This window comes from Streptomyces sp. NPDC014764 (assembly GCF_043082785.1).
Lineage (GTDB): Bacteria > Actinomycetota > Actinomycetes > Streptomycetales > Streptomycetaceae > Streptomyces > Streptomyces althioticus.
Genome location: NZ_JBIBXY010000016.1, coordinates 63,928 through 81,299, shown reverse-complemented (window position 1 = coordinate 81,299; position 17,372 = coordinate 63,928). Strand labels below are relative to the sequence as shown.

Below are 17,372 nucleotides of genomic sequence, written 5' to 3'. Positions count from 1 at the left end.
TGGGAAGCAGCGGGTCCCTGTCCGGCCTGAGCCGGCGGACAGGGACCCGCCGCCGGTTCAGCGGCCGTGGCGTCCGGCCGCCGTGCGCCGCCGCGCGGAGGCGAACAGCGCGGCCGAGCCGAGCGCCAGCGCCGCCGCGCCGCCGATCATCAGGTACGGCGTGTTCGCGTCACCGCCGGTCTCCGCCAGGTCCTGCCCGCCGCCGGCCGCCTTCAGCTGGCTGCCGGTGTCCGCGGCGACCGGGTCGGCCGTGGTGGCGGGGTCGTCGTCACCGTGCCCGTGGTTCTCGACCGTCGACTTCTCGGAGCCGGCCTCGATCTGCTCCTGGGACGGCGCGGAGGCGGAGGGCGCCGGGGCGGCCGCCTCCTTCGGGGCGTCGCCACCCGCGGCGTCCTCGTCCTTGTCCGTCTCGCCGCCCTTGTCCGCCGTTCCGCCGCCGGCCGCGCCGCCGCCCGCCTGGGCGCCGCCGAAGGTGACGTCCGAGCAGGAGTAGAACGCCTCGGGGCTGTCCGACCGCTGCCAGACCGCGTACAGCAGCTGCTGCCCGGAGCGCTCCGGGAGGGTGCCGGAGAAGGTGTAGAAGCCGTCGACCGCGGCCGGGTCGGTGGACGTCGCCACCGGGTCGGCCAGGTCCAGGTCGTCCCAGGCCAGCGGCTGGGCCGGGTCGTAGCCGGGCTTGGTGATGTACACCGTGAAGGTGCCCTTGTGCGGGGCCGTCACCCGGTACTTGAAGGTGTGGTCGCCGCCGGACACGCTCGTCGCCGGCCAGTCGGAGCGCGCCAGGTCGAGGCCCTTGAACGCCTCGTTGCCGGCGCTGCACAGCTTGCCGTCCGGGATCAGCTCCTGGTGACGCCCGCCCGCGTCACCGATGCGGACGCCGTTCCAGTCGTACAGCGCCTGGGTGCCGCCGGCCGCGACGGCCGCCTTGCACGCCTCCGACTTCGGGCTCTCCGGGCCCTCGCCGAAGCACTGGAAGACCCGGCTGACCGGGTCGCCCATCGAACCGTGGGCGGCGGCCGGTGCGGCGGCCAGTCCGGTGAGGGCGAGCGGGGCGAGAGCCATGGCGGCGACAGCGGCCTTGCGGCGTGCGGACATGGGGCAGCAACTCCTCGGCGAACGGCGGATCTCAGGGGGGAGACCCCGGGGGGATCCCGTGGGGGTGGCTCAGAAGCTAGCCCCCGGGAACCCGGAAATCGCCCGGTGAGGGCGGTACGGGGAGATCCTTATGGTCGCTTTAAGGGAGCGTTCGGACTGGGATCAGGTAGGTACCGTGCGCGCATGACGAACGCACGGATCAGGCCGGCCGTCGCCGCCGACGTACCGGAGGTGAGGGCGGTGGTGGACGCGGCCTTCCGGCCCTACGTCGCCCGCATCGGAGTGCTGCCGGCGCCCATGGAGGCGGACCACGCGGCGAACGTGGCCGCGGGCCGGGTGTTCGTCGCGGAACTCCCGGACGACGGCGGAACCGCGCGCCTGGCCGGCCTAGTCGTGCTGGAGCCCCGCGCGGACCACCTGTACCTGGACACCGTCGCCGTCCTCCCCGACGCGCAGGGCGCAGGGCTGGGACGGCTGCTGCTGGAGTTCGCGGAGGCCCGGGCGCGGGCGCTCGGACTGCCCGAGATCCGGCTCCTCACGAACGCCATGATGTGGGAGAACCAGAAGATCTACCCGCGGCTCGGCTACGAGACCGTGGAGCGCCGGGTGACCGGCCCGTACGACCGGATCCACTACCGCAAGCGGCTGGGCTGAGCCCCGCGGCGCGTTCAGCCGTCGGGCCACCAGGTGCGGGCGACGTCCTTGCGGACCTCGGGGCGCTCCGCGGGACGCTCGTCGGCTTCCTCACGGACCCGGCGGGTGTCCGTCCTCCTCGAGGGCTTCTGCACGGTGACGCGGCGCATGGCTGCCTCCTCGAAGGCTCACCGGGTCACCCGTTCCCACGGCGGTGAACCTTTCGGGGGAGAGTTCCTCATCCGTCCCGTCGTGTCTGTGGCCCCGGTCACCAATCGACTGTCAGTGGCAGGTGTCACCCTCAGCCCATGACCACAGATCAGGGTGCCGGGACGGATGCCGGCGGCACCGACTGGGACGCGCGGGCGGCCACCTTCGACGAGGAGCCGGACCACGGCCTGCGCGACCCCGAGGTGCGCGCCGCCTGGGCCGCGCGGCTGAAGGACTGGTTGCCGGGCCGGCCCGGCGACGTCCTCGACCTCGGCTGCGGCACCGGCAGCCTCTCCCTCCTCGCCGCCGAGCAGGGCCACCGGGTCACCGGCGTGGACCGGTCCCCGGCCATGGTGGAGCTGGCCCGGCAGAAGCTCGCCGGGCGGCACGCGGTGTTCCTCACCGGCGACGCGGCCCGCCCGCCCGTCGACGGCGAGCGGTACGACGCCGTCCTCGTCCGGCACGTGCTGTGGACGCTGCCCGAGCCGGACCGGGTGCTGCGGCGCTGGCGCGACCTGCTGCGGCCGGGCGGACGGCTGGTGCTGGTCGAGGGCGTGTGGGGGACGGTGAGCCCGGTCGGCATACCCGCGGACCGGCTCACCGCCCTCCTCGCCCCGATCACCGCCCGGGTGCGCGTGGAGCGGCTGTCAGGGGACCCGTCGCTGTGGGGACGGGAGGTCGACGACGAGCGGTACGCGGTGGTGGCCCTGCGGGAGTGACACCCGGGCGGCCCGAAGGGTGTCTCAGGTGAGCAGGGTGCCCAGCCCCGCCCCTCGGGCCAGGGCGTCCAGTTCGTCGAGGGCGGCCACCGCGGCCGCCGCCGCGCCCGGGTCCCGGGCGGCCAGGCCGCTCTCCGTGAACTCGTCCTCGTCCAGCCGCCGTACGTCCGTGCCGTCGGCGGAGACCCACAGGTCCAGGTCGAGGTCCTCCACCACCAGGCGGTCCCCGGACAGCTCGGCCGGGCGGGTGATGTCGCAGTAGTGGCCCTTGAGGGCGCCCCCGGGGGCGCGCACCTCCTTGACGGAGTACCAGCGGTCCCGCCAGTAGTGCTCCGTGAAGACGTCCCCGGGCTCGAACCGCACGAAGCCGAAGTCGCGCACGCCCTCGCCCGCCCACGGGGCACGCACGCTCACCCGGGCGCCGTCGTCGGCGAGCAGCTCCGCCGGGTAACTGATCTTCGTACGACCCGCCTTGACCAGCACCACCTCGACCGTCGCCGGTCCGTCAGCCGAGTTCGCGGACATACCGCACCTCCGTCCCGCACAGCTCGTAGCCGAACCACTTGTTGATCGCGATCATCGGCTCGTTCCCCGTGTCGTTACCCGTGAAGGCCTCCGTGTACCCGGCCGCGCGGGCCCGGTGCAGGGAGTCGTTCTTCGCGAGCTTGGCCAGACCCCGCCCGCGGTGGGCGCGGGCCGTGCCGGTCATGCCCGTCGCGTACCGGGTGCCGCCGTCGGTGCGGGCCGCCGTGAACGCGGCGGGCCGGCCGTCCACCACGGCCACCGTGGTCAGCTCCGCATCGAACAGCGGATGCCGCCAGGTCTCCCTGAGCCACGCCTCGTAGTCGGTGAACTCCATGTCCACATCGCTCGGCTCGTCCGCCGTGGTCTCCGCGTCCAGCTCGAACAGCGGACGCGGGTCGTCGGCGTACGCGGACCCCGGACGCAGCTCCACCCCGGGCGGCGGGCTCGGGAGCGGGGGCAGTTCGCGGTGCGCCAGGTCCAGGCGGAGGAAGTGCGCGGAGCGGCTTGCCCGGTAGCCGTGCAGCTCGGCGAAGGCGCGGTTGCCGGGCTCGTCCAGCACCCAGGCCAGCAGCCGGGTCGCCCCGTGCGCGGTCAGATGCTCCTCGGCTGCGCGCAGCAGCAGCGTCCCGGCGCCGCGGCGCGTGTGCCGGGGGTGCACGTAGATGTTGACGTTGCCCTGGCCGGGCACGGTGCTGTCGTGCACCAGGTGCACCTGGGCCGTGCCGGTCACCTCGCCGTCGTCGTCCACCGCCACGAGTGGGCGGTAGCGGGCGTCGGGGTGCATCTGGGTGAGGTCGTGGGCCAGGGACTCCGGGGTGACCAGGATGAACGGCAGGGCGGCCTGCCGTACGCGGGCGAAGCCCTCCAGGTCGGCCCGGGAGCCGGGGCGGACGTCGCGGACGGTCACTGTCATGTGAGGGCACGCTACGAGGTGGTGCGGCGGGGTGCCTCCCATTTTCCGCGGCCGGGGATGCGGTACCCGGGACGGGGGTGCGCGAGAATCGCGGCGTGACTGTACGGATCCACATCCAGGACGGAACACCGCCTTACGAGCAGGTGCGGGCGCAGATCGCCGGGCAGGCGCGGTCCGGGGAGCTCCCGGTGGGGTACCGGCTGCCCACCGTGCGGGGGCTGGCCGAGACCCTCGGCCTCGCGGCGAACACGGTCGCCAAGGCGTACCGGGCGCTGGAGGCGGACGGGGTGATCGAGACACGAGGACGGAACGGAACGGTGATCGCTGCCGCTGGGTCGGCGGCGGAGAGGGAGGTCGCCGCGGCGGCGGCGGTCTTCGCTGAGCGGGCTCGGAGGCTGGGGGTGGGGGAGGAGGCGGCGATGGCCGCGGTGCGGGATGCTCTGCGGGCGGCGTTTGAGTGACGTTCAGTGTCCACTGCGGGTGGGTGAGGGCTTGGCGCGCAGTTCCCCGCGCCCCTTGGGGGCGAGCGTTCAGTGGTCCCTGCGGGCTCGTCGTGGCTGAGCGCGCAGTTCCCCGCGCCCCTTCGGGCGTGTCAATTCCGTCAGTGCTCTGGCGTTGTGGACCGCTGCTGCGTCGGGGTCGTTGTTGAAGTAGGCGTACACGTCTGCTTCTCGGGGCCACGTCGTGGTGATACGGCCCAGCCAGGTGCGGAGGGACTGGCGGCCGTAGTTCGGCCAGGGGCGGGCCCGGCCCTGGTGGAAGCGGACGTAGCCCCAGTCGGTGGTGCGCCACAGCGGGGTGACCGGGCGGGAGAGGACGTCCGCCCAGCAGAGGGCCGCGCCGCGTGACTCCAGGACCGCGCGGACGTCCGGTGTCCACCAGGACGGGTGGCGGGGTTCGACGGCCACCCGGGTGGACTCCGGGAAGCAGCGCAGGCAGGCGTCCAGCAGCGCGGGGTCGGCCTGGAGGGTCGGCGGGAGCTGGAGGAGGACCGGGCCCAGACGGTCGCCGAGGGCGGTGGCGCGGCCCATCAGGCGCTCCACCGGCTCTTCGGGGTCCCGCAGCCGCTTGACGTGCGTCAGGTAGCGGCTCGCCTTGACCGCGACGACGAAGCCGGGCGGGGTGCGCTCCCGCCAGGACGCGAAGGTCTCCCGGGAGGGGAGCCGGTAGAAGGCGTTGTTCACCTCGACGGTGGGGAAGGCGGTGGCGTACTCCTCCAGCCACAGCCGTACCGGCAGACCGGGCGGGTACAGCACGCCGCGCCAGTCCTTGTACTGCCATCCCGAGGTCCCGACCAGCAGCGGCATGCGGCCCTCCCGGCTCCTACAGGTACAGGCCCGCGTCCGCGTCGCCGCGCGGCTCAGGCAGGGAGGCCGGGGAGGTGCCCCGGCGCAGGGCGTACAGCTCGGCCAGGGTCGCGCCCTCGCGTCCGACGCCCTCCTCGCGGCCCAGCCAGTTCACCGCCTCCGTGCGGGTCAGCGGCCCCACCTCGATACGGGCCAGGCAGCGGCCCGGACGTACCACGGCGGGATGCAGCCGCTCCAGGTCCTCGTTGGTGGTGACGCCCACCAGGACGTTGCGCCCCTGGCCGAGCAGGCCGTCGGTGAGGTTCAGCAGCCGGGACAGGGCCTGGCCCGCCGTGTGCTTGGCCTCGCCGCGGATCAGCTCGTCGCAGTCCTCCAGGAGCAGCAGCCGCCAGCGGTTCTTGCCCGACGCGTCCTCTTCGCCGATCGCGATGTCCATCAGATAGCCGACGTCGGAGAAGAGCCGCTCGGGGTCCAGGACGCAGTCCACCTGGCACCAGTCGCGCCAGGACCGGGCGAGCGTGCGCAGCGCGGAGGTCTTGCCGGTGCCCGGCGGGCCGTGCAGCAGGAGCAGCCGCCCTGAGATGTCCTCGGGGGTGGTCTTCATCAGACGGTCCATCGCATCCGCGACCGGGGCGGTGTAGTTGGGCCGGATCTCCTCCCAGGTGCCGGCCGTGATCTGCCGGGTGGTGCGGTGCGGGCCGCGCCGCGGGGAGACGTACCAGAACCCCATGGTGACGTTCTCCGGCTGGGGTTCCGGCTCGTCGGCCGCTCCGTCGGTGGCCTCCTCCAGGATCCGCTTCGCCAGGTCGGCGCTGGTCGCGGTCACCGTGACGTCGGCGCCCCGGCTCCAGCGGGAGATGAGCAGCGTCCAGCCGTCCCCCTCGGCCAGGGTGGCGCTGCGGTCGTCGTCCTTGGCGAGCCGCAGCACCCGCGCCTGCGCGGGCAGGAGCGTCGCGGTGGACCGGACGCGTTCGATGTTGACGGCGTGCGAGTAGGGCTGCTCGCCCGTCGCGAAGCGGCCGAGGAACAGCGCGTCGACGACGTCGGACGGGGAGTCGTTGTCGTCGACGTTGAGCCGGATCGGCAGGGCGTCGTGCGGGTGCGCGGACATGCCGCCATGATCGGTCACGAGCGCCCCCTGTGCACCCGATTTGCCTCGTGCGCCGGTGCGCGCGTGTTTGTCCGGTACTCAACGGTAATACTTTTGACATGAACACTTCCGCTCAACACGCGTAGTTGATACGACGGTTGAAGCAGAGATCCTGCTAAAGGGAGGTTCCATGAGACGTTCCCGACTTGTCCTCATCCTCGCCACTCTGGTCCTCGCCGTCACCGCCGCCCTCACCGGGGCGACCGCGGCGCACGCGTCCGCACAGGCGGCCCCCGGCCCGTACGTGGCCCTCGGCGACTCCTACGCCTCGGGTGTCGGCGCCGGCAGCTACATCTCCTCCAGCGGCGACTGCAAGCGCAGCACGAAGGCCCACCCGTACCTCTGGGCGGCCGCGAACTCCCCCTCGTCCTTCTCCTTCACGGCCTGTTCGGGCGCCCGGACGGGAGACGTCCTCTCCGGGCAGCTCGGTCCGCTCTCCACGAGCACCGCCCTCGTCTCCATCAGCGTCGGCGGCAACGACGCAGGGTTCGCCGACGTCATGACGACCTGTGTGCTCCAGTCCGACAGCTCCTGCCTCTCCCGCATCGCCACCGCCCGGGCCTTCGTCGACTCGACGCTGCCCGGCAGGCTCGACGGCGTCTACACGGCGATCAGGGACCGGGCGCCCAACGCCCATGTCGTGGTGCTCGGCTACCCCCGCTTCTACCGGCTCGGCACCACCTGCATCGGCCTCTCCGAGACCAAGCGGAAGGCCATCAACGACGCCTCCGACCACCTGAACAGCGCCATCGCCGCACGCGCCCGCGCGTACGGCTACACGTTCGGCGACGTCCGCACCCCGTTCAGCGGCCACGAGATCTGCTCCGGCAACTCCTGGCTGCACAGCGTGGACTGGCTGAACATCGGCAACTCGTACCACCCGAAGGCCGCCGGACAGTCGGGCGGTTACCTCCCGGTGCTCACCTCGGCGGCCTGACCTCCGCGGTTCAGTAACCGTCCTCGTGCGCACCGGACGCCGAAGCGGAGGCCCCGCCCGACGGGGTCTCCGTCGCGCACACCACCGAGAACGGCACGGTTCCGGACGTCCCGCGCACCGGCTCCCGCACCTCCACACCGATCCGGCCGTGGAGCTCCCCGCTCTCCGAGTAGGTCGTCACCACCACCGTGTCCCGCCGGGTCCGGCCGCCGTCCGCGGGGAACGACAGGGTGCGCCAGCCCCGGTCCGCCGCCGAACCGTCCTCGGTCGCCCAGCGGTAGCGCACCTCGGCCGGCAGCCGGTTCACCGTGAACGTCGCCGTGATCGAGGGCGCCTCCTCGTGCGGGGGCGGGCAGGCGCCGGAGTACTCCGTGCGCGTGCCGGTCACCGCGACCGACACCGTGACGGCCGGGGTCCCGTCCTCGTGTCCGCCGTCGTCGCCCTCGTCCTCGGCCGCGTCGTCCGTCGTGGAGGAGGAAGGCGACGGGTCGTCCTCCGTCTCCGTCCCCCCGGCGCCCTTGTCGCCGGTCGTGGCCGGGGAACTCGCCCCGCCGTTCCCGGCCTCCGGCTCCCCGTCGTCCTGGTCCAGCAGCGCGTACGTCAGCCCGGCCAGCGCGACCGCCAGCAGCACCAGCCCCGCGATCAGCAGTGCGACGCTTCTCCGCCCGCGTGAGGGCGGGGGCGCCGCCGTGGCGGCCGTGGGCGCTCCGCCGGACGGCTGACGGGAGGTCACGAGCGGCTGGTACGGGCCGGTCGGCGGCTGCGCGGGGAGCGCGGCCACCGTGGGCGCGTACGAGGAGGCCGTACGCGCCGGGTCCGCGCCCGGAGTGCCCCCGGCGGCGACCGCACGCAGGTCCTCCGACGCCCGGTCCGCGGGCAGGCGTTCGGCCGGATCCTTGCGCAGCAGCCCTTCGACGACCGGCGCGAGCGGACCCGCCCGGCGGGGCGGCGGCAGTTCCTCGTCCACGATCGCCCGCAGCGTGGACAGCGGGGTGTCCTGCCGGAACGGGGAGTGGCCCTCGACCGCCGCGTACAGCAGCACGCCCAACGACCACAGGTCGGACTCCGGACCGGGGGTACGCCCCAACGCCCGCTCCGGCGCCAGGAACTCGGGCGAACCGACGACCTCCCCGGTCATCGTCAGGGCCGAACTGCCCTCGACCGTGGCGATCCCGAAGTCGGTGAGCACCACCCTGCCGTCGTTCGCGATCAGCACGTTGGCGGGCTTCACGTCCCGGTGCAGCACCCCGGCCGCGTGGGCGGCGCGGAGCGCGGCCAGCACCTCGGCGCCGATGCGGGCCGCCCGCCGCGGGGTCATCGGACCCTCCGCCTCCAGCACCTCCGCCAGTGACAGTCCGCGCACCAGCTCCATCACGATCCACGGACGTCCGTCCTCCGTGGCCACGTCGTACACCGTCACCACGGTGCGGTCGGCGATACGGGCCGCCGCCCACGCCTCCCGCTCGAGGCGTGCGTACATCCGCTCCACGTCGGACGCCGGCAGGCCCGCCGGGGCGCGGACCTCCTTCACCGCGACCTCGCGGTGCAGCACCTCGTCCCGCGCCCGCCACACGGTGCCCATGCCGCCCTCGCCCAGCGGCGACAGAAGCCGGTAGCGTCCCGCGATCACCCGCTCACTGCCCGGTTCCTCGGACACGGCGCCCCCTATCGCGTCCGGGCGAATTCGCCCTTTCCTCATGAAAGTAGCTCAGCCGAGTGCGGATGCAGCCCCCCTGAACACCAATCCGGCCCCCACGACCAGCACCACGCACGCCGAACCGAGGGGCGCGCTCCGGCGCACCAGCGCCGCCCACGGCGCGCTCGTCCAGCGCGGGCGCCGGGCCAGCAGCCGGGTCACGCCCCCGCCCGCCCGCACCACCGCGTACCCGGTGGCGGTGAGTGCGAGCGCCAGTCCGGCGCCGTACGCGACGACGAGCAGCAGTCCGAACCAGGCGTGGCCCAGGGCGGCGGCGCCGACCAGCACCACGACGGCGGACGGGCTGGGGACGAGACCGCCCGCGAACCCGAGCAGGATCGTGCCGCGCACCGTGGGCGCGGAGGGATGGGTGTGCGTACGCCCGCCGTGGGTGTGGGTGAGGGCGGTGTGAGGGTGTTTGTGAGGGGCCGGGCGATCGTGATCGTGGTCGTGAGGGTGTTCGTGCTCGTGGGGTTGCGGATGCGCGTGATGACCGCGCCGGCGCAGCGCGCGGCGTACGAGCTGGGCGCCGGCCAGGGTGACCAGGACGCCGCTCGCGATCCCCAGCCAGGCGACGACGGAGGGCGCGGCGGCGGAACCGGCCGTGACCAGCAGACCCAGGGCGACCACGCCGAGCGTGTGGGTGACCGTGACGGAGGCGGCCATCGGGAGCACGTCCCGCATCCGCGCCCGCCCGCCGCGGGCCGCCGCGGTCGCGGCCATCAGGGTCTTGCCGTGGCCCGGCGCGAGCGCGTGCATCGCGCCGAGGAACACCGCGAGCAGCAGGGCGAGCGCGGCGAACCCGACGGTCAGGTCACGCCGCGCGACCAGGTCGTCCAGGGCCCGCGTCCAGCGGTCGGCGCCCCGCGGCAGGATCGCGGACGCGGGCGCGTCCGCCTCGGCCGTCCCGCGCGCCGCGAGCGCCGGGCCGCCGGGGCGGACCTTCAGGGACGCGGTCCGCGTGTCGGGCGGGGAGGCGAGCCGGTCCTCCGGGTACCGGGTCAGCCCGGCGGAGAGGGACTCCTCGGGCACGTCCGAGGCGGCGAGCGTCGTACGGTCCCCCCGCGCGGTGACCTCCCGCCAGCCGGGGCCCATGTCACCCCCCGCCGCGCGGAACTCGACGGCGACCGTACGGCCTCCGGGGAGGGGCGCGGTCAGCCGGCACTCCACGCGCAGGGTGTCCAGTCCCGCCTGGCCGGGCCGCACCCGCACGCGGGCGGCGCGCACGGTGAGCGGCGCCGGACGGCCGTCGGCCCGGACCTCGCTGTCGCGGGCGGCCGTCGCGCACCGCTCACGGGCCCAGGCGTCGCGGCCCAGACCGGCGAGGTCCGGTGCCGCCTGGGTCGCGGGGATCTCTGCGAGGTCCTCGACGTGCAGCACGCGCAGTTCGCCGGGCGCGGCCACCAGGCCGTCGTACCGGTTCACGGTGAAGTTGCCGAGCGGGTGCGCGCTCGCCTCCGGGGCCGGGACCAGGGCGAGGGCGGTGGCGGCGGCGAGGAGCGCGGCGCCGGCCGCGACGGGACGCAGGAGGTTCAACGCGCCGCCTCCAGGTCCTTCAGGGCGGCGCGCGCCGCGCGGGCGCCGAGCGGGGAGAAGCCCGGGTTCAGCTCCAGGGCGGCGGTGAGGGAGGCGTGGGCGGCGCTGTCGAGCCCGTTGGCCTTCTCGACCATGCCCCGGTGGTGGAGGAAGGCGGCGTCACGGTAGCCGGTGGCCGTGGCCCGGCGGGCGTACGGCAAGGCCTCCGCGGAACGGCCCGCCCGGTGCAGCGCCCAGGCGAGGGCGTCCGCCGTGTGCACCGTCCGCCGGCGGTCCCACTCGGCGCGGGCCGCCCGCAGCGCCTCGGCGGTGTCCCCGTGATCGGCCGCGGCGAGCGCGGTGTCGAGGTCCACGTCCACGCCGCCGGCCCGGGCCAGCGTGGTCCAGGCGTCGACGAGGGCGTACTGCTCACGGGCCTTCGCGCGGTCGCCCCGGTCCTCGTACAGCTCGCCGAGGGCGACCAGCGGGCCGGGCAGAGGGGAGCGGGCGACGACCTGCTCCAGCGTCGTGATCGCGCCCGCCCGGTCGCCGGCCGCGGCCCGGGCGCGCGCCCGGCCCTCCAGGGCGGGGAGGTGGGCGTCGTCCGCGGCGAGCGCGCGGGCGTAGTGGCGCAGGGCGATGCCGTACCGGCCCTGGCCGCGCTCCAGGTTGCCCAGCGCGGTCGCCACGTACGCCACGTCGGCGGGGCCGGACGCGCTGTCGAGGGCCTGGTGCAGCACCCGGCGGGCGGTGCGCACGTCGCCGCGCAGCTCCCGCACGTACGCGTACCGGGTGAACACGGGGACGCCCGGACGCCTGCGGTCGGCGACGGTCGCCGCCTCCGCGGCCTCCGCGTACCGGCCCAGCTCCACCAGGGCGTCGATCCGGGAGCAGAGGGCGCGTTCGCTGTACGGGTTGCGCTCCAGGGCGCGCTCGGCGTGGTCCAGGGCGGCGGTGAAGTCGTGGCGCGCGGCGGCGAGGGCGGCCTGTCCGGCGAGCGCCTGGTCGTTGCCGGGACGCAGGGCGAGGGACCGCGCGAGCGCGTGTTCGGCACGGGCGTAGCGGGAGGGGTCCCCGTCGGTCCGCGCCCGCTCCACCTGCGCGAGCCCGAGCGTCGCCCAGGCCCCGAAGTCCCGAGGCTGCTGCCGCACATGGGCCTGCAGCGACCGGATCGCCGTGTCCAGGTCCCCCCGGAGCAGCACATCCGCGCCCACCGCCCGGGACACGCCGGGCACGGCCCGCGCCGCGCCCCGCCCGTCACCCCCCACGGCGACGGCCCCGGCGGTCATCGCCACGGCCAGCAGCACGGCGCACGACGTGAGATGCGGTCCGCGCCCACGGCGCACGGCGGCGGCGAACCGCCTCAGCGCGTCGACGCGCTCGGCGGTGGACGCGGTCCGCGGCGCCTGCGCGACCGCCGATGTTTCCGAGGCCGTCGGCGCCTCCGGGGCTGCTCGCACCTTCGGGGCCGTCGGCGCCCCGGCGGGCGGTGCCGCCTCCTGGCCGCTCCCGCCGGTGCTGTCGTCCGTGCGCGGGGACATGGGGCTCCTTCGTCGATGGGGGCGCGGCCCTGCCGTGGGGGATGGGAGGGAGGGCCGCGCCGGTCGGTGGGGCGGCCGGACGCGCCGGCCGCCGGGTGGGTCAGTAGGCGCGGCGGCGCATGCGGCGCCACCACATGAGCGCCACGCCGATCAGCAGCAGTCCGCCCGCTCCTGCGCCCGCGGACGCTGCGATGAGGGTGGTGTCGTCCGCGCCGTCCGCCCCGGCGGGCCGCAGCGCGTCGCCGAGCTGGCTGCGGACGTCGTTGCCGCTGTCGACGCCCTTGGCCAGCGGGCCGCGCGAGCCCTCCGTGGGGTTCGCCAGGTACGGGAAGGAGGCGCCGAACTTCTTGTCGTTCTCGTCGACCGCGTCGCCCAGGTCGTTCTCCGCCCCGATCAGCTCGCCCTCGACCACCTGGAGCGCGGCGTCCACCACGTCGTCCGTCAGCCGGCGTCCGTTGGGGAAACCGGCGGTGTCGCCGTCCAGCACGCCCAGCCGCTTCGGTTTCGCGGCCGGCGCGACCGAGGTGTTGAGGCGCAGCATCTCGGAAGGACGCACGTCCGGCGGCTGGTTGAGGCCCTCCACGCCCTTGAGGAACACGTCGACCAGGTCGTTGCGCGGCTCGTCCGGCGCCGGGATCTTGTAGATCGCCTCGATCAGCTTCGGCAGCTCCGGCTCGGTGACGTTCTTCAGGAACTGGGCGTCGTCCCACGGCGCGGACGCGTTGAACGTGTCCTTGTCGCCGACCGGGTTGACGACCTCGTTCACCAGCGGGTTGCCCAGCCGCGACACCTGCACGAAGTGTCCCTCGGCGTTCTTGCGCTGAGTGGTGGACCAGATGCCGACGACCGGCTGCTCCGCGGACTCCGTGATCAGGTGCGTCGGCACCTGCAGCGCCACGGAGTTGACGTTGTAACCCTTGAGCGTGTCGTTGCCGACCTCCGAGAGGTTCCCGCCGTACAGCAGGTCGAAGACCCGCAGGTCGAGGAAGAACGGGTCGTCGGCCTGACCGGCGAACGTGGTCGTGCCGCCCGCCAGTTCGTGGACCGCCTGCTTGCGCAGGGTGTCGTAGTCCGGCATGGACGCCTTGCCGACGTTCGACGGGGCCACCGGCACGTCGTCCGCGATCTTCGTGCGGGACACCGCGTGCTGGTCCTTCAGTTTCAGCATCTCGATGTCGTAGGTCTGCGTGATGTTGAGGTCCGGGTCGTCCAGGCTGGTGACGGGGCCGGTGTTGTAGAGGAACGTCCTCTCGTTCTTGACGTGCGTCCTGAACGTGTAGCGGAACAGCAGCTCGCCCTGCGCATCGCCGTTGTTGTCGATGTGGATGTCGTACTGCGCGTCCTCGGCGAACGTGAAGAAGTTCGGTCCGCCGGCGGGCTCCTCGAACGGGATCCAGTTCGCGATGACCGTCGTCGTGTCCGGCTTGTCGGGGCTGACGAACGCGTACAGGTCCGTGTTGTCGAACTGCGGGGTGCCCGAGATCAGCGGGGCCTCCCGGTGCGAGGAGGCCGAGGCCGCTTCGGGTTCCAGCGCGGACACGCCCGCGGCCGCGAGTCCCCCGGCGGCCAGCGCCCCGCAGATCAGGGTCGCGAGGCTCCTGCGCCCCGAACCGGTCCTGGAGTCAGTTGTCATGCCGTCCGTCCTCAGTGCCGACCTGCCTTGACGCACTGGGATTCGGAGCCTCGGCGGGACCGGATTGGTCGGATCGCGGACGAGTTTTTCCGCACCCGCCCCGACGGCCGGTCGCCGCTCGGCATTTCTCCGCGCGGACCCGCGTTTTCGGCCCCGTGATCCGTACTTCCCATCCGGAGGCGCGCTCGCTGCGAATGCCTTGTGCGACCGGGCGGTCCGGCAGGGCCGGGAGAGGGGGACGAGCGTTGGAGGCGGACCAGTTGCTGATCCGCGTGGCCGGAGGCGATCAGAAGGCCTTCGAGGACCTGTACGCACTGGTGTCCGGGCCGGTCTACGGACTCGTGCGGCGCGTGGTGCGCGACCCGGCCCAGTCCGAGGAGGTCGCCCAGGAGGTGCTGCTCGAACTGTGGCGCTCAGCCGCCCGGTTCGACCCCGCCCGGGGCAGCGCCCTGTCCTGGGTGCTCACCCTCGCCCACCGCCGGGCCGTCGACCGGGTGCGCAGCGTCCGCGCGGCCGGCGAGCGCGAGCAGCGGGAGGCGCGGCGCGGCCACGGCCCCGCCTTCGACCAGGTCGCCGAGGAGGTCGAGGCGGGCCTCGAACGCGAATGGGTGCGCCGCTGCCTTGACCGCCTCACCGCGCTCCAGCGCCAGTCGGTCACCCTCGCCTACTACGACGGCTACACCTACCGTGAGGTGGCCGAGCGGCTCAGACTGCCGCTGGGAACCGTCAAGACCCGTATGCGGGACGGGCTCACCCGCCTGCGCGACTGTCTGGGAGGCGCGGCATGAGCGTGTTCCGCCGGCTGTTCTCCCGCGACGACCCGCACTCGCTGGCCGCCCCCTACGCCCTCGACGCGCTGGACCCCGCCGAGCGGGTCCGCTTCGAGAAGCATCTGAGGTCCTGCGACCGGTGCGCCGCCGAGGTGCGCGACCTCGCCGAGGACGCCGTCCGGCTGGCCTGGTCCACCGCCGCGCCCGCCCCGCCCGCCCTGCGCGACCGGGTCCTGGCCGCCGTGCGCACCACCCCTCAGCAGCCCGCCCCGCAGGAAGGGGTGCGCGCCCGCGAACCCCAGTTGCCGCCCCACGTCTGGGGAGCCGGGCCGCCGCCCGGCGCCCGGGGGCGCCGCCGGGCGGTGCTGCTCGTGCCGTTCGCGACGGCCACCGCCGCGGCGGCGCTCGTCGTGGCCTCGCTGTTCGCCGTCCAGGCCGATCGCACGCAGGACGAACTCGCCGCCGAGCGCGACCGGGCACGTGAGATCGCCCACGTTCTGGCCGCGCCGGACGCCCGTGCGAGCAGCGGCCGGGACGCCCGCGGACGCACGATCGGAGTGATCGCCTCCGTAACGGCCCGCGGGGCGGTCGTCACTCTGGGCGGATACGACGACCCTCCGGAGGGCCGGGTGCGTCAGCTCTGGCTCATGGACCGGGAGGGCCGGCCCCGCTCCCTCGGGCTCTTCGAGGGCGACACGCCCTTGGTGACGTCCGGTCTCGACCCGGCGTCGACGTCACTCGCGGTGACCGTCGAACCGGACGGCGGCTCTCCACAACCCACCGGCCAGCCCATCGTCCAACTCGCCCTGGAAACGGTCGGATTCGGAGAGTAATCGTCGAGTGTTCGTCAACACCCTTACGGGGAAGGTGAATCCTGTGACCTCGATACACGGGTGCCGCTACGGGGCGATAGGGTTACCCTGCCCGGGCCGGGTGGAGTCGTACGGGTGGGGAGTGACATGGAACAGATAACAGTGCGCAGCAGGGCCAGGGTCCCTGCGATCACCTGCGGCAGCAGCGCGAGCAGTTCGCGCCTCGACCGCCACCTCTCGGTCCTCGCGGGACCGGCCGTCCCGCAGCGGGAGACGGCCGAGGCGACGTCGCTCATGCGTGAGCTGACCGCGCGTGACAGCGCGCACCACGGCACCAGGGGCGCACGGGCCCGCGCGAGCCGCGTCTCGCTCTTCGCCCCGCTGCGCCGACTGCGCCGCTCCCTGTTCGGCAGCCGGTAGCGTCCGCGCCGGACGGTCCCACCCGTCCCGGCGCGGCGCCCGCCCGTCGTCCCTACCGCACACGGCCCTGCCCCGCCGGCTCGCGACACCGGCCCTCACCCTGACGACCCCGATCCCACCCGGCGTCCCCGCAGGGGCATCTCCACCGTCGGCCCGACGCAGCGTCCGCTCACCGCTCACCCTTCGCATACTGGCGTACCGCCAGCGGCACGAACACCGCCGGCAGCAGCGCGCACCAGGCCAGTGACCCCGCCACCGGATGCGCCATCGGCCAGGCCGCGCCCTCCGGCGCCGGCGCGTTGCCGAACAGGTCCCGCCGCTCAGAGCAGCGCGAGCTGCCCCTCCGGGCCCTCTTCGTGGGCGTCCAGTACCGAGGCAGGGCGGCGGGTCCAGGCGGGGGCGGGCAGGACGCCCGCCGCGCGCAGGTCGGACGGGGCGACCGGCGACGGAACATCAGCCGCCAACTCCTCGCGGAGCGGCCCCGCTTCGGCGAGCAGGGTGAGCACCGTGACCAGCTCCAGCAGTTCCGACGTCCAGGGCTGCGGCCAGGCGGCCGGACGGATCGCCTCCAGGGTGCCCGGCTCGGCCGGGGCCGTGCGGGACGCGAACCACGCCTCGAGCACCCGTACCCCGCCCGACTCGAACTCCCACGCCTGCACCGGCACCGGGGAGACGCGGCCCTCGCCCAGCAGCAGCGCCTCCTCGTCGCGGTCGTAGGCCAGGACGGCGGGACGGGACGGCAGCGGGGCGCGGACGTAGGGGCGGCGGCCGCCGGGGAGCCGGGGGCGTTCGCCGTCCCGGCGCATCAGCCACAGCATGCGGCGGCCCAGCGCCACACCCCGCTGCCAGGCGTCCGGGTCGCCGGTGAGCGGCACGGCGAGCCCGCCCGGCGAGGGACGGGCCACGGCCGTCGCCCAGGCGAGGACGTCGACGGGGGAGACCTCGAGTCCCAGCCGGGCCGCGAGGTGGCCGGTCAGGCCGGGGGCCAGATTGGGCTCGGCGGCGTCCGGGCGGCGGTACAGCGGGCGGACCCGGCCCATGCGCAGGACAGGGAAGAGGGAGGTCGCCAGCAGCGGCGGCCCTTCGCCGGCCGTCTCGACGGCGAAGATCTGGCGGTCGTCCGCCACCCGCCACAACTCCGGCCGGGGCGCGTCGATCAGCCGCTGGTCGGGGATCAGCCACTGCTCGTCGAACGGTCCGGACAGCACCCGCACCGGCTCGGGGCACGGCCCCGAGGCGCGGGCCAGCCGCTCCGTGCCACCGCCCTGCCCGGGCAGCTGACCGACCGCCGTGTACGGGGTGCGGGACCGCGTCGGCCGGAACAGGGCCTCACGGTCCGGGCCCTCGGCCTTCACCAGCGCGTCCCAACGGGCCTTCAGGGACGCCGCGTCGGGGGCCGTCGGCCACCCCCGGCCGAGCCGCGGCGGTGCGACGGACCACGGCATGAGGTCCGCCAGCAGCGGAGCGTCGTCGTGCGTCACGCTGGGCATCGTACG

Annotated in this window: 18 protein-coding genes and 1 pseudogene; 7 read left to right on the top strand and 12 right to left on the bottom strand. The window is 74.5% G+C overall.

Features of this window, described 5'->3' with window-relative positions:
- Window positions 1-57: 57 nt before the first annotated feature.
- Window positions 58-1,095, bottom strand: a complete 1,038-nt coding sequence (locus ACF1AG_RS28200; protein ID WP_359601924.1) for a lytic polysaccharide monooxygenase — start codon at window positions 1,093-1,095, stop codon at window positions 58-60.
- A 183-nt stretch (window positions 1,096-1,278) separates the two neighbouring features.
- On the opposite strand from ACF1AG_RS28200, the gene ACF1AG_RS28195 reads away from it, so the two are divergent.
- Window positions 1,279-1,749: a GNAT family N-acetyltransferase gene (locus ACF1AG_RS28195; RefSeq protein WP_391810590.1), complete on the top strand. Its 471-nt coding sequence runs from the start codon at window positions 1,279-1,281 to the stop codon at window positions 1,747-1,749.
- Window positions 1,750-1,763: 14 nt separating this feature from the next.
- Here ACF1AG_RS28195 and ACF1AG_RS28190 read toward each other — a convergent pair whose 3' ends face one another.
- Window positions 1,764-1,898, bottom strand: a complete 135-nt coding sequence (locus tag ACF1AG_RS28190) for a hypothetical protein (RefSeq protein ID WP_349790641.1) — start codon at window positions 1,896-1,898, stop codon at window positions 1,764-1,766.
- A gap of 138 nt (window positions 1,899-2,036) precedes the next feature.
- On the opposite strand from ACF1AG_RS28190, the gene ACF1AG_RS28185 reads away from it, so the two are divergent.
- The gene (locus ACF1AG_RS28185) at window positions 2,037-2,657 is read left to right on the top strand and encodes a class I SAM-dependent methyltransferase (protein ID WP_359601922.1); all 621 of its coding nucleotides are present in this window, start codon (window positions 2,037-2,039) and stop codon (window positions 2,655-2,657) included.
- Window positions 2,658-2,681: 24 nt separating this feature from the next.
- On the opposite strand, the gene ACF1AG_RS28180 is transcribed toward ACF1AG_RS28185, so the two are convergent.
- Window positions 2,682-3,182: a DUF402 domain-containing protein gene (locus tag ACF1AG_RS28180; protein WP_359601921.1), complete on the bottom strand. Its 501-nt coding sequence runs from the start codon at window positions 3,180-3,182 to the stop codon at window positions 2,682-2,684.
- Entirely contained in the window at window positions 3,163-4,095 is a 933-nt protein-coding gene (locus ACF1AG_RS28175) for a GNAT family N-acetyltransferase (protein WP_391810589.1), read from the bottom strand. Before ACF1AG_RS28175 ends, ACF1AG_RS28180 begins: the two co-directional genes overlap by 20 nt.
- Before the next feature lie 95 nt (window positions 4,096-4,190).
- Between ACF1AG_RS28175 and ACF1AG_RS28170 the strand changes: the two genes are divergently transcribed.
- On the top strand, window positions 4,191-4,556 hold the full coding sequence (locus ACF1AG_RS28170; protein WP_359750598.1) for a GntR family transcriptional regulator: 366 nt from the start codon (window positions 4,191-4,193) through the stop codon (window positions 4,554-4,556).
- A gap of 69 nt (window positions 4,557-4,625) precedes the next feature.
- Here ACF1AG_RS28170 and ACF1AG_RS28165 read toward each other — a convergent pair whose 3' ends face one another.
- Together ACF1AG_RS28165 and ACF1AG_RS28160 are read right to left on the bottom strand one after the other, a co-directional pair.
- Window positions 4,626-5,402 carry a DUF72 domain-containing protein gene (locus ACF1AG_RS28165; RefSeq protein WP_391810588.1) on the bottom strand — a complete coding sequence of 259 codons (777 nt, stop codon included), beginning with the start codon at window positions 5,400-5,402 and terminating at the stop codon, window positions 4,626-4,628.
- 16 nt (window positions 5,403-5,418) lie between these two features.
- The gene (locus ACF1AG_RS28160) at window positions 5,419-6,513 is read right to left on the bottom strand and encodes a DUF5925 domain-containing protein (protein ID WP_359601917.1); all 1,095 of its coding nucleotides are present in this window, start codon (window positions 6,511-6,513) and stop codon (window positions 5,419-5,421) included.
- Window positions 6,514-6,682: 169 nt separating this feature from the next.
- Between ACF1AG_RS28160 and ACF1AG_RS28155 the strand changes: the two genes are divergently transcribed.
- A complete protein-coding gene (locus ACF1AG_RS28155; RefSeq protein ID WP_387796597.1) occupies window positions 6,683-7,489 on the top strand; it encodes an SGNH/GDSL hydrolase family protein in 807 nt (268 codons plus the stop codon).
- A 10-nt stretch (window positions 7,490-7,499) separates the two neighbouring features.
- Here ACF1AG_RS28155 and ACF1AG_RS28150 read toward each other — a convergent pair whose 3' ends face one another.
- From ACF1AG_RS28150 to ACF1AG_RS28135, 4 genes are all read right to left on the bottom strand, one after another.
- Window positions 7,500-9,188, bottom strand: coding sequence for a serine/threonine-protein kinase (locus tag ACF1AG_RS28150; RefSeq protein WP_391810587.1), 1,689 nt, complete (start codon window positions 9,186-9,188; stop codon window positions 7,500-7,502).
- A 9-nt stretch (window positions 9,189-9,197) separates the two neighbouring features.
- A complete protein-coding gene (locus ACF1AG_RS28145) occupies window positions 9,198-10,721 on the bottom strand; it encodes a nickel transporter (RefSeq protein WP_391810586.1) in 1,524 nt (507 codons plus the stop codon).
- The gene (locus tag ACF1AG_RS28140) at window positions 10,718-12,241 is read right to left on the bottom strand and encodes a tetratricopeptide repeat protein (protein ID WP_359601914.1); all 1,524 of its coding nucleotides are present in this window, start codon (window positions 12,239-12,241) and stop codon (window positions 10,718-10,720) included. The genes ACF1AG_RS28145 and ACF1AG_RS28140 overlap by 4 nt, the downstream gene beginning before the upstream one ends.
- Before the next feature lie 100 nt (window positions 12,242-12,341).
- Window positions 12,342-13,874, bottom strand: a complete 1,533-nt coding sequence (locus tag ACF1AG_RS28135; RefSeq protein ID WP_387796603.1) for a DUF4331 domain-containing protein — start codon at window positions 13,872-13,874, stop codon at window positions 12,342-12,344.
- Between the two features lie 245 nt (window positions 13,875-14,119).
- Here ACF1AG_RS28135 and ACF1AG_RS28130 point away from each other — a divergent pair, with 245 nt between their 5' ends.
- The 3 genes from ACF1AG_RS28130 (at window position 14,120) to ACF1AG_RS28120 (ending at window position 15,876) form a co-directional block, all read left to right on the top strand.
- Entirely contained in the window at window positions 14,120-14,662 is a 543-nt protein-coding gene (locus ACF1AG_RS28130; RefSeq protein ID WP_359601912.1) for a sigma-70 family RNA polymerase sigma factor, read from the top strand.
- Window positions 14,659-15,477: an anti-sigma factor domain-containing protein gene (locus tag ACF1AG_RS28125; protein WP_387796607.1), complete on the top strand. Its 819-nt coding sequence runs from the start codon at window positions 14,659-14,661 to the stop codon at window positions 15,475-15,477. Before ACF1AG_RS28130 ends, ACF1AG_RS28125 begins: the two co-directional genes overlap by 4 nt.
- Before the next feature lie 126 nt (window positions 15,478-15,603).
- Complete coding sequence (locus tag ACF1AG_RS28120) at window positions 15,604-15,876, top strand: hypothetical protein (protein ID WP_031021765.1); 273 nt, start codon at window positions 15,604-15,606, stop codon at window positions 15,874-15,876.
- Window positions 15,877-16,045: 169 nt separating this feature from the next.
- Here the strand turns inward: ACF1AG_RS28120 and ACF1AG_RS28115 are convergent.
- Together ACF1AG_RS28115 and ACF1AG_RS28110 are read right to left on the bottom strand one after the other, a co-directional pair.
- A pseudogene (locus ACF1AG_RS28115) lies at window positions 16,046-16,192 on the bottom strand (ABC transporter permease); the annotation flags it as partial.
- 4 nt (window positions 16,193-16,196) lie between these two features.
- Complete coding sequence (locus ACF1AG_RS28110) at window positions 16,197-17,366, bottom strand: type ISP restriction/modification enzyme (RefSeq protein WP_359601910.1); 1,170 nt, start codon at window positions 17,364-17,366, stop codon at window positions 16,197-16,199.
- Window positions 17,367-17,372: the final 6 nt, after the last annotated feature.